7 protein-coding genes and 2 pseudogenes are annotated in these 12,073 nt (G+C 51.9%); 2 read left to right on the top strand and 7 right to left on the bottom strand.

Features of this window, described 5'->3' with window-relative positions; all coding sequences use genetic code 11:
- Positions 1-25 precede the first annotated feature (25 nt).
- The 3 genes and pseudogenes from IQ235_RS07080 to IQ235_RS07070 form a co-directional block, all read right to left on the bottom strand.
- Entirely contained in the window at positions 26-286 is a 261-nt protein-coding gene (locus IQ235_RS07080) for a cytochrome c oxidase subunit 3 (protein WP_405196655.1), read from the bottom strand.
- Positions 287-380: 94 nt separating this feature from the next.
- Positions 381-2,060 (bottom strand): annotated as a pseudogene (ctaD, locus tag IQ235_RS07075) (cytochrome c oxidase subunit I).
- 25 nt (positions 2,061-2,085) lie between these two features.
- Complete coding sequence (locus tag IQ235_RS07070; protein ID WP_264320783.1) at positions 2,086-3,072, bottom strand: cytochrome c oxidase subunit II; 987 nt, start codon at positions 3,070-3,072, stop codon at positions 2,086-2,088.
- Between the two features lie 485 nt (positions 3,073-3,557).
- On the opposite strand from IQ235_RS07070, the gene IQ235_RS07065 reads away from it, so the two are divergent.
- Both IQ235_RS07065 and IQ235_RS07060 read left to right on the top strand, forming a co-directional pair.
- The gene (locus IQ235_RS07065; RefSeq protein ID WP_264320782.1) at positions 3,558-4,496 is read left to right on the top strand and encodes a COX15/CtaA family protein; all 939 of its coding nucleotides are present in this window, start codon (positions 3,558-3,560) and stop codon (positions 4,494-4,496) included.
- 262 nt (positions 4,497-4,758) lie between these two features.
- Positions 4,759-5,739, top strand: a complete 981-nt coding sequence (locus tag IQ235_RS07060) for a heme o synthase (RefSeq protein ID WP_264320784.1) — start codon at positions 4,759-4,761, stop codon at positions 5,737-5,739.
- 256 nt (positions 5,740-5,995) lie between these two features.
- On the opposite strand, the gene IQ235_RS07055 is transcribed toward IQ235_RS07060, so the two are convergent.
- From IQ235_RS07055 to IQ235_RS07040, 4 genes and pseudogenes are all read right to left on the bottom strand, one after another.
- Positions 5,996-7,186: a tetratricopeptide repeat protein gene (locus IQ235_RS07055; protein WP_264320781.1), complete on the bottom strand. Its 1,191-nt coding sequence runs from the start codon at positions 7,184-7,186 to the stop codon at positions 5,996-5,998.
- A 280-nt stretch (positions 7,187-7,466) separates the two neighbouring features.
- Entirely contained in the window at positions 7,467-9,044 is a 1,578-nt protein-coding gene (locus IQ235_RS07050; protein WP_264320780.1) for an NAD(P)H-quinone oxidoreductase subunit N, read from the bottom strand.
- Between the two features lie 206 nt (positions 9,045-9,250).
- Positions 9,251-10,224 (bottom strand): annotated as a pseudogene (locus IQ235_RS07045) (ABC transporter ATP-binding protein).
- Between the two features lie 235 nt (positions 10,225-10,459).
- The coding region (locus IQ235_RS07040) for a peptidoglycan DD-metalloendopeptidase family protein (RefSeq protein WP_264320779.1) at positions 10,460-12,073 on the bottom strand (1,614 nt) is incomplete at its 5' end.

Below are 12,073 nucleotides of genomic sequence, written 5' to 3'. Positions count from 1 at the left end.
TGCCTTGCTTCATCACTAAACTGCTCTAAATTAGAATCACCGTGTTAATTCCCGGTAGAACTAATTCCATTTCTGGAGTACCTTCCGGCGGCCACACCGGAGTCACCACCCGAAAGGTTAAATAGGCGGCAAACAAGCCTAGAAAAATCATCGCTTCTGCCACCAGAAACAGATAAATTCCCGTCAGTCGATGGTCTGGATGTTCTTCGTGGTGACCCGCAGCAGCTTCCTCGGAGTTGTGGTAGTTGAGTTCGGTTTTGGCCGGATCGATCGCTGAACCTTGCATAGATCTTCTCGTCTGTGTTGTCTGTGTTCGGTGTTGTTTGTCCTTTGCCGACTGCCCCATTATTTTGTGAGTTTAGATGGCAAAGGACGATGGCTTACATTTCTGCTTTTACTTCTTCCAAGAGTTCGTCCACCGATCGATCGTCTTCTATCAATTCTAGATCGATGCCGTATTCGTAAGGTCCCGACCAAAGAACGGGTTCTTCATCGAAATTCTCGATCGCCGGGGGAGAGGTTGTTTGCCACTCCAGGGTTAACGCTCTCCAGGGGTTTGCACCCGCTTTGGGGCCTTTCGACCAACTCCAAACGGCATTAATGATAAAAGGAATCGTCGAGAACGCTAAGATAATCGATCCGACGGTACACACCATATTCACCGTGGCAAATTGGGGATCGTACTGTACCACCCGCCGGGGCATTCCTTGCAGTCCCAAAACGTGCATGGGGAAGAAGCAGAGGTTAAACCCGACAAAATGGAGGAAGAAGTGAACCTTGCCCCAGGTTTCGTTGAACATCCGCCCGGTCATTTTCGGATACCAGTGGTAGATTCCGGCGTAGATTCCGGTGACGCTACCACCAAAGAGGACGTAGTGGAAGTGGGCGACGATGAAGTAGGTATCGTGAACGTGGATGTCGAAGGGCACCGAAGCCAGCATCACGCCGCTGAGTCCGCCGATGAGGAACAAGGCGACAAAACCGATCGCGAACAGCATGGGCGTGTTGAGGCGAAGTTTACCCCGCCAAATGGTGGCCACCCAGCTAAAGACCTTAATTCCCGTCGGGACGGCGATCGCCATCGTGGCAATCATAAAGAACATCCGCAGCCAGCCGGGAGTCCCGCTGGTGAACATATGGTGCGCCCAGACGATCAATCCCAAAAAGGAAATCGCCAAACTGGAGTAGGCGATCGCCGTATAGCCGAAAATGGGCTTGCGGGCGTGGACGGGCAGAATGTCGGAAATCATGCCGAACATCGGCAAAATCATGATGTACACCGCCGGGTGGGAGTAGAACCAGAACAAGTGCTGGTAGACGATCGGATCGCCGCCACCGGTGGGATTGAAAAATGCCGTCCCGGCAATCAAATCGAAACTGAGCAAAATGAGCGCCCCGGCAAGTACTGGAGTCGAAATCAGAACCAGTGCCGAGGTTGCCAGCATCGCCCAGCAGAACAAGGGCATATCGTAAAACGTCATGTCCTTGATGCGCATCGTCAGCAGGGTAGTGAGGAAGTTCAACGCCCCCAAAATCGAAGAGGTTCCCAGAATTAGGACGCTGAGAATCCAAGTCATTTGTCCCACTTGACCGCTGGACGTACTCAGAGGTGGATAAGAAGTCCAACCCGCGCCGGGAGTTTCGGTGATCAGGCTAGAGAGAAGCAAAATACCGCCGGGGGGAACCATCCAAAAGGCGATCGCGTTCAATCGGGGGAATGCCATATCCTTCGCCCCGATCATCAGCGGAATTAGGTAGTTGGCGAACGCCCCGGTTCCGGCCGGAACGATCCATAGGAAAATCATGATCGTCCCGTGGAGGGTGAGAACGCCGTTATAGTTCTCGAAGCCTAGAAAGTCTGGGTTAGGTGTTGCGAGTTCCGCGCGCATACCCGTCGCCATCACCCCACCGATCAGGTAAAAAATGAAGCTGGTGACCAGGTATTGAATACCGATGACCTAGTGATCGGTATTGAAAGTAAAGTAGGCCGTCCAAGGCCATTTCTCTGGGTGGGAATGACCTTCGGGCTTCGCGTCAGGTTGTAGTGATGTTGCTGTCATAACTGAATTTCAGTTGAGTCTCGATTTAGTGATGGTGACCCGTGTGATGGAGTTGGGCGAGGGTGCGATCGTCTACGCCTAAATCGGCAGTTCGCAGGGCGAGGCGATCGGTCTTGGAAAGAGTCTCCGGAACCATGGCGACGGTGTTCTCACCGGCTTCGGTCATGGCAATTTGAGACTGCAACCAAGCATCAAAGTCTTCTGGGGCTTCGACGATCGTCTGAGACCTCATTGCCCCGTGGTAAGACCCGCACAGTTCGGCGCATACGATTGGATAGGTTCCGGGAATTTGGGGCTTGAAGCGCAGTTCGACGGTTCGTCCGGGAATTGCATCTTGCTTGAGGCGGAATTGGGGAACCCAAAACGCATGAAGGACATCTTGGGCTTTAATGTTGAGTTTGACTTCCCGATCGGCTGGAACGTGTAGTTCTCCAGAAACTACACCGCTTTGGGGATAGGTAAAGATCCAAGCAAACTGCAGACCTAACACGTCTACTTCCACATCAGCAGGTTGTCCTTGGGTTTGGGGAGAAGCCCCCACCCCAACGGCGACGCGATCGGGTCTGGCTTGAGAATCGCCCGGAATCAGCCCGGAAATCTGGGCATCGGGATTGGCGGCCACTTGAACGACCTGGCGATCGCCCGAGGCCATCGGATCTAAGCCGCCCATGGTGTTATAAACTTCAAAACTGTAGATCGACAGTCCCACGACGATAACCACGGGAATGCCCGTCCAGAGAATTTCGAGGGGCAAGTTACCTTCGATTGCCGGTCCGTCGGTATTGTCTCCGGGTTGTTGGCGAAATCGAAAGATTGCAATGACGATCGCCCCTTCAACGAGTAAAAATAGTCCGGTGGCAATGGTCATCATCGTATTGAACAAGCCATCCACCAAAGGCGCTTCTTGGGAGGCCGCGATCGGCATCCAACCGTTGTTTTGACCGTACCACAAACTCGCTAGGGTAATGACCACGCCAAATAGCATGGTGATAATTGCAGTTGGGATTTTCACGTTACATTTCTCCTCTGGGAGGTTTGGGCTTCGAGCGCCGGATTCTTCGGTTCGGGTTGTGCGGAGGTGGGGGAAGGACGATCGAAACCGATTTCATGGTGCGGCTTGAGGTCGCTACTTCATCATTGTAAAAGTAAAACTTGTCGCACTATCGCTCACCGTCGCCCTCTCTCATCGTTTTCTACACTTACCAAGGTAGAGCAGGTTGTGGGCCCGGTGGACTAGCCGGCCAAATCTTTAGTTTTTTTTTTGGATCGTCGAGCCAATGTCGCAATTTCGGGCGATACACTCAAAGTACGAACATTTGTAAATTCACAAGCTTAGCCGATCTCGCTCCTCAAGGCAATCTTAAGACATTGCTAAAGCAATACTGTTCGGTGAGATTGACCCTTTAAGGTAAACATATCACTCTCCAAGAACAACCCGATGCGGCTCGCGAGTTGTCGATCGGTAGCGGCTCTCATTCTGATGAACTTTTGTTGCATATGGCAAACTCTATTCTCCATTCAGCCAACTCACCGAAAAAGATAGATTCGTCCACTGGCTTCCAACCTCTGGAGTTTATCCGGGGTTTAATTTGGAAAATGGCGATCGCTATCCTAATTTTGATGGCAATTGGCAGTGCGACGCGGGTGATGAATGCCGGGTTAGCCTGTCCGGATTGGCCGCTATGCTATGGGGAACTCGTTCCCACCGAGCAGATGAACCTGCAAGTCTTTTTGGAGTGGTTCCATCGCCTCGACGCAGCCGCTATCGGGTTGATGGCCATCGGTTTAGTCGGCGTGTGCGGGTGGTTTCGGCGCGAGCTTCCTCGCTGGCTGCCCTGGGCGGCGATCGGCATCCTGGCAACAATCGTTTTCCAGGGAGTTTTAGGCGCGCTGACGGTGACGCAATTACTACGATTCGATATCGTCACCGCCCACCTGGGAACGGCTTTGCTGTTGTTCGTCGCCGTCCTGGTGGTGGGCTTAATCCTTACCCCCTATCAAGGAACCGGAACGGCCCGTCGATGGGGTTGGGTCAGCGGTGCGGGGGCAATTTTGGTCTACTTCCAAAGCTTGTTAGGGGGCTTGGTCGCCTCTCAATGGGCCTTGCATCAATGCTTTGGCAACCAACAGCTTTGTATCGTCATGAACGGACATATTGCCGGGGTGGTTTTCCCCACAGTGGCGATCGTTATTCTGCTTGTAGGGGCTTGGCGAACACCGGGGCTACACCCGACCTTGCGCAAAACCGCTCATCTTTCTGGAGGTCTCTTGGTGGCACAAATTTCTCTGGGGGTCGCCACCTTTTACCTACACCTGCAAGTGGAACCCCTCACCGTCGCCCATCAAACCGTGGGTGCGCTTTTACTCGGTAGCTTGGTCGCTTTTACCATCTTGGCGATGCGCGATGACTCAACGTCGCCCATCAAGACGGTTTAGTTTACCCATCCCCGTCCCGTGTATTTTTTGACTTGATTTTTATCGATCGCTTCGACCCCGACCTCCCTCGAATCGATTTCCAAGCCTTCGAAAAGCCTCAAATTTCGACGGGGTCTTGAGTCTGACCCACTCCCTTGAATACCGATTCCATCAAGAGTCAATGGCTCTGTCGTCGAACCCCAAAACTGAGATCGAGAACTTACGAATCGATCGCGCCATCGTATCGTCGCGCGATCGCCTTTTACGAGAGGACGAGAAATTCATGCAACATCTTGCTAGTTCCAACACTCAACGACACCATCAAAATGTATTCCAAGTCATAGAGACTTACTATCAGCTCACCAAGCCTCGGATTATTATCCTGCTGTTGATTACCACTGCTGCCGGGATGTGGGTCGCTGCCAGCGGTCGAATCGATCCGTTGCTCTTTTTTGCCACCATGACGGGTGGAGCGCTATCGGCAGCTTCGGCGAATGTCATCAATTGCCTGTACGATCGCGATATCGATTACGTGATGGAACGCACCCGCCATCGTCCCCTACCCTCGGGTCGCGTCCAGCCTCGGGATGCCTTGCTTTTCGCCATTGCTCTGGCAGCTTGCGCGTTTACCTTACTCACGGTGTGTGCCAACCTCCTCGCGGCCATGCTGGCAATGTCGGGGATCGTTTTCTACGTCCTCATCTACACCCACTGGCTCAAACGCCACAGTACCCAGAATATCGTCATCGGTGGTGCTGCCGGAGCGATTCCTCCCCTCGTGGGTTGGGCTGCCGTCACGGGAGATTTGAGCTGGGGCGCTTGGATGTTGTTTGTTATCGTCTTTCTCTGGACGCCTCCCCATTTCTGGGCTTTGGCAATTTACATTCGGGATGAATACGCTGAAGTGGACGTGCCGATGTTACCGGTGATTGAGGGGAACGAGGAAACGACGAAGCAAATTTGGCTCTACACCTTGTTGATGTTGCCGGCGACGGTTCTGATGGTTTACCCCCTCGGTGTTTGCGGTGTCGTCTATCTGGGAATCGCAATCGGATTGGGATGGATCTTCGCTCGCAAAGCGTGGGAGTTGTGGCACGCCCCAGACGATCGCGATGCAGCCCGATCGCTGTTTAAATATTCCATTCTCTACCTGATGCTATTGTGCGTGGGTATGGTAGTCGATAGTCTCCCCTTCTCCCATTACCTAACTCAGATAGCCGCCGATCGCTGGCAGACCCTGGTTGGGATGTTGGGAATTCTGTAAACCGGAGATGGGAAGGATGTCGCGAGGGGCGATCGAAATTCACGATAGACTCTTCCCCGGCTCTGACAAGTGTAGTTTTTTTACCAAAGTCGCTCAAATGAAGGTTTTTCGTTCACTCCCAATTGACATTTTCTCCGTGAATTATTCGATCGCGAACGAATCATGGTTGTCCCGCGCATCGTTTCTGCCCAGTCAGAGAGTAGCGACTCACCCCTGAGTAAAAAACCTACACTTGTGAGCTTCCCCGGCTCCGGCCTCAATCGAGTTCGTCGAGTTGGGCTTCGGCATTCTCAACCCCTTCACGATCGTCCTGCTGTCGGTACAACTCCAACGCTTTCTCGAAGTATTCGATCGCCTCATCTTCCCGCTCCCGGCCGAGCAGAGCCAATCCCATGTTGTAATGGGCGTCGGCATTGTCGGGTTGCTGTTGGGTTGCTTGACGCAGGGCGACGATCGCCTCTAAAAAGTCTTCCTTTTCAATTAAAATTTCGCCAATGGCTGCCTGGGTTTCGATTAAATCCGGTTGAACGCGCTCGGCTTGGCGGTAGTATTCTAAAGCCCGATCGATATTATCCATGGACTTGTACAGGTCGCCGAGCTGGAAGTACAATTCTCCGTTATCTCGATCGAGTCGGGCAGCTCTTTCAAAAGCGGCGAGTCCTTCTTCCGGCTTGCCTGTATTAAATAGGGCGACCCCGAGATTGAGTTGCACGGTACCGGAATTGGGGGCGAGTTCGGCGGCTTTTTGCAGGGTAGCGATCGCATCTGAGTAACGTTCTAGTTCGATGAAAACCGAACCCATAGACTCCAAAACTTGCCAATTGTCCGGTTCGCGGGACACTACCTGCTCGAATGCTCCGAGAGCCTCTTCGTATTTTTCCTGGCGCAGCTTCACCACACCCAAACCTAAATAGGCATTGACGCGATTGGCATTGATGTCCGTGCTGCGTTCGTAAGCTGTCGCCGCCTCATCGTATCGTTCCAGATTGGCTAAGGCATATCCCAAAGCATAGTGAAACTCGGCATTGTTCTCTTCAATGGCAATTGCTTTTTGATACGCATCCACGGCAGCCGAGAAGTTTTCTTGACTGCTTTGGAGATAGCCGATACTTGAAAAAATACGGGCGTTCGTATCGTCGAGGGTTGCCGCTTCCTCATAAATCGCTAAGGCCTCTCCATACTCTCCCGCATCCACAAATTCTCGTCCTCTAACCAGTAAGCTGTTGAGATCTGGACTGCTCGAGTCGTTCCGGGGTTTGGCGTTCTGTGCCATTGCCTCAAATTCGGGCGCTGGAATTATGGCTTTTGCACTCTGCGCCGAGTTCGTGAAGGAATCAAGGGCGATCGATTTAGAATCGTTGGCAATTGCTTGGGCGCGAGTGGAACTAGAGAGGATGGAAAATCCAGTCAGCCAAAGAATACCAGCGAATAGGGTGAGCTTTTGCATATCTTTTGATGATGAAAGCGATCGTATTTTTTCTTCCGTTGATTTTAGCGAACAAAATGGGAGCCTGGAAGCCCATCTCTTTTTTTGTGGGCCGACACCAGAAAAATTGGCTCTGAAAAACCCGGCTTATGGAAGCCGGGTTTTTTTCGGGAGAGAAAAATGGAAAGGTTTTTCAATGGGTCTTTACGTTTTTAGGAAGGTATAAACTCACCCGCTCGAACCCAATTGTTCCGAAATTACTCCCCCGGAATAATGTAAGCAGCGATCGCCGTCGCCCCGTTTAAGGTTTCGGGATAGACGGAGAAGGGTTGACTCGATCGACGATTGTCGCGATCGGTTGACTGGGATTTAAGGACGATTGAAGAATCATCGAGCGATCGACTGAATCGTTGGCGATCGTCAACAAGGGATTCGATAAAATTCCAGCCAGAGATGTACCGATTAACGACAGTACTAACCCCACTTGTAACGGACGCATCCCCGGTAAATCCCACCGAGTTTCGGGATAGTTTTTTACGGAGTCCGACATCTCGTGCGGCTCTTTGACCACCATCATTTTCACGACGCGGATGTAATAATAAATCGACACCACACTCGTGACTAATCCGAGCAAGACCAACAGATACAGCCCTGCCTGCCAACCGGCCCAAAATAGATAAATTTTGCCGAAGAAGCCAGCTAACGGTGGAATTCCTCCCAAAGACAGTAAGGAAATACTTAGACCCAACGTTAAGAGAGGATCTTTCTGATAGAGTCCGGCATACTCGCTAATCTTGTCGGTTCCCGTTCGCAGGGAGAAGAGAATCACGCAGGCAAAGCCACCCAGGTTCATGAATAAGTAGACGAACAGGTAGAAGACTATGCTCGAATACCCCGCTTCCGTGCCCGCAAGCAGACCGATAATCACAAATCCGGCTTGACCGATGGAAGAGTAGGCTAGCATCCGCTTCATGCTGGTTTGAGCCAGGGCAACGGCATTTCCCAGGATCATACTCAGGATTGCTAGAGCCGTGAAGACAAAATGCCAGCGATCGGTCACAGGCTCGAAGGCAGTTGTCAGAAGACGAATGGCAAGGGCAAACCCCGCAGCTTTTGAACCGACAGAGAGGAATGCCACCACGGGAGTGGGGGAGCCTTCGTAAACGTCGGGAGTCCATTGGTGGAAGGGAACGGCAGAAATTTTAAAGGCGATACCGGTGATGGTAAAGACCAAGGCGATCGCCATGCCAATGGATGACCCGGCGCTGCCAGCCGCAATTCCAGCCGCAATTTCGTCGAGTTGGGTTTGACCGCCGGATAGTCCGTACAGCAAAGACACGCCGTACAGAAAAACAGCCGAACTCGATGCTCCGATTAACAGGTACTTCAAGGCAGCTTCGTTAGAGCGAGAGTCCCGTTTCATGTAACCGGTGAGTAGATACGAAGAGATACTCAGGGTTTCCAAGGCGACAAAAATCGTGACCAGCTCGTTCGCTCCGGATAAAAACATTCCGCCCAAGGTGGCTGTTAGGAGAATGCTGATAAATTCTGCCAGAGACGTACCGCTTTGTTCCACGTAGCGCACGGATATCGAAATCGTTACGGCTGTGGAGAGGGCAATAATACCGCGAAACATCAGGCTGAGAGCATCGCCATTAAACGCCCCCAAAAAAGCAATCGACTCGGTATTGTCCCATTGATAAATTAGGGCAGCGACCGCCGCGAGCAAGCCAGCGATCGAGATGTAGGGAGTCCAGCGCGAGGAGGTGCGCCCCACAATCAAATCTACCCCTAACACCACCACTAGGGTGACGATTACAATTCCTTCTGGCAAAATCGTCCCCGCATTGAGTTGGGAGGCAAGATTGGCAACATCCATAGGCTTTAAAATTATCTCGAACGGTAAAAATGACAGACTGATTTAGCCTACCAGCCAGCAGCGATCGAGGCTGGCTCCTCGCCTTTGAAGTTGCTGGCAAATTCATAATCTGTTACAAATTCTACCCCAAACTGGGTTCGCACTGGGGACTCGATCGAGGAGATCTCAACGAACTACAGGCTTGACTCGAACGTGGAACCCGTCGTTTATTGACTCGCACCCACTCCGTAGGTCTGCATTTTTTGCATGAAAAATGCTTCTAAACTAGGGCGAGTCAAACTTAGAGAAACCAACTGAGCGTCCATCAAGCGCAAACTGGCGAGAAAATCTTCCGGCGTTCCCCGCAAATGTCCCTGCCAACCATCCAATTCGACGGTCAGATTGGGAATCCATTCTTTCAAGACCTCGAATTGCCCTCCCCGACCCTTAACTTGATAGTGTTGACTCCCTCCGAGGAGTTCGTTGAGCGAACCCAGACAAACCAATTCGCCCTGGATTAGAATAGCCACCCGATCGCAAATTTTTTCAACATCGGCTAAAACGTGACTATTAAAAAAATTGTTTTTCCTTGCTCTTTGAGCCACAAAATGATTTGCCGCATTTGGTAGCGACCCATGGGATCGAGTCCGGACATGGGTTCGTCGAGAAACACGATTTCGGGATCGTTAATGAGTGCCTGGGCCATGCCTACCCGTTGCAGCATTCCTTTCGAGTATTGTCGGAGGGGTTTCTTTCGAGCCGTTGATCGAGCCAAACCCACCAAATCTAGCAACTGGGGGATACGCTGGCGTTGCTGGGATGCTGGAATCTCAAACAATCCGGCAACAAACGCCAAGAATTCCCACGCCGTTAAATAGTCGTAGAAGTAAGGGTTTTCTGGCAAATAGCCGACCCGTTGCTTGGACGAACGATCTCCGAGGGGAATTCCGAGTAACTGCCCTTCCCCTTGAGTGGGACGAACGATACCTAGCAGCATCTTGAGAAGGGTTGTTTTTCCCGCTCCATTGGGACCGAGCAAACCAAAGGTTTCACCTTCCCAGACGCTTAGGGAACACCCTCTGAGAGACTCTACTTTTTGGTTTAGCCAAAAGCCCGTTCGATAGACCTTACAAAGATTTGAAACCCATACCGCAATCGGTCGAGTAGGCGCTGTCGTTCGAGCCGTAGAAGGCGCTTCCATACCCGTATATCAACCGTTCGATTTTCACCCTGCTGGCTTATTGCAGAAGTATCCTCACTAGGATATTTTTGCAGGCTTTGTATATCCTCTAGAAATCGAGGAATTTTAGATCGCTTTTCTGCCATTAACCGGGTTGAAGTTTGAGGGGTCGAATTCAGGGAGAAAAGAGACTCCCTGATGACCCATGTTCGCTCCTCACTTCGCACACTCCGCACTTCAAACCCAATGGAGAATTTTACTGTAGGTAAGCGATCGGATCGACGGCTCCCACCCCAGCCGGATGAAGCTCGAAGTGAACGTGGGGCCCAGTGCTGTAGCCAGTGCTACCCATTTCAGCAATTTGTTGACCCTGCGCGACTTCTTCTCCTTCGTTCACTAACAAGCGACTGTTGTGAGCGTACAAAGTGATCGAGCCATCGGGATGGGTGATTTCCACCAAGTTTCCGTAACCGCCCGAGTTCCAGCGGGAATAGGATACGACTCCAGATGCTGCGGCAACAATCGGAGTGCCCACAGGACCGGCAATATCGATTCCCTGGTGCATCCGACCCCAACGCCAACCGTAACCCGATGACAATTCGCCTTGAGCGGGCCAGGTATACGAACCGGAAAAGTCCCCACTTCCAGGAGACAAAGTTCCCGGCGCGACTTTGGGCAGATAGGCTTGAGGAGCCGACAAACTGGGTAATTCGGGCGATACCATGCGCGGTGCGCCGATGGGAGCGTAATTACGGCTACCCAGCGGTGCGACAGCGACTTCCGAATCTTCTTGGGAAGCTGTCGAGTCGAGAGAAGCCGTGCTTTCCTCGATGGTTTCTTCAGGTAAAGTCGCGCTGAGAACAAACTCTTCTTCTACAACCTCAGCAGCCTCAACTTCGGTATGAGACTGACTCCAAGGCTGTAAACCTTCGGTTTGTAGAGCGGCAGTATGTTGCTCGGGAGCAAACTCTGGATTGATTTGTCGAGCCGAAGAGATGGACTCTTCTGTTGCCGCTGCGACGGTTTCGGACTCGGGTCTGACGCGATGCTTGGCGCGGAGTTTGTCAATACCCGCTCTTAATTCCTCGACGTATTCGCGGGTATCGGCACTTGCACTCGCCTGGTTCGGGGAACCCGTTTTCAGCTTGGCTGCCAGACGTTGATTTGTGTCATCGCTGCCTTGACCGAATGCGACCCAGGAACTCGATTCGGCTTGAGTTCGGTCAATTGCTTTTTGGGATCGAGCAACCCCCAAATTCGGAACTCCATTGACCTTACCGCTCGTGGAAGAATCGATCGGATCTAGCTCGATGCTTGTAGAAATCGAACGATGTCTGGGTAAAGAGACGCGAGGCACGCTTTCTTCGTTCTCGGAGGATTTGGACGCTACTTTGTTGCCAAACACCGTTAGCGAAGTTTGGGGTGTCAGCGTTGCTCCTGGGGGAATATCGATTTGTTGACCCACTCTAATAAAACTGGGGTCGCTCAAGCCGTTAAGATTGGCCAACTCCTCGACAGAAATATTGTACTGGCGAGCGATTTTGTAAATGCTCTCGCCGTCCCTAACTCGGTGAACGGCAGCGTTAAGGCGGCTTCTAACATTGGGGTGAACGGCCGACGCTCCGAGAGTGGAAATTGTCTTGCCAGACAAACCGGTGGGTTTTTCGGCGTCCACACTCAGTGAAGTGCTCGGTTGGCTCGAATCTATTGAAGAAGCCATTGAGAGTCGATCTGTATCTAAACCTCTGCCCGGATCTACATCAGCAGTGGAAATAGAAGGTTTCAGCGCGCTTTGGGAGAGTTTAGCCGATGGTGTTGGGGGTCGATCGATTTGGGGTGCGGTCTGGGCAAACTGCTTCGATCTCTTGAA

The organism is Zarconia navalis LEGE 11467, assembly GCF_015207075.1.
GTDB lineage: Bacteria > Cyanobacteriota > Cyanobacteriia > Cyanobacteriales > Geitlerinemataceae > Zarconia > Zarconia navalis.
This window is presented reverse-complemented; position numbering and strand designations above follow the sequence as displayed.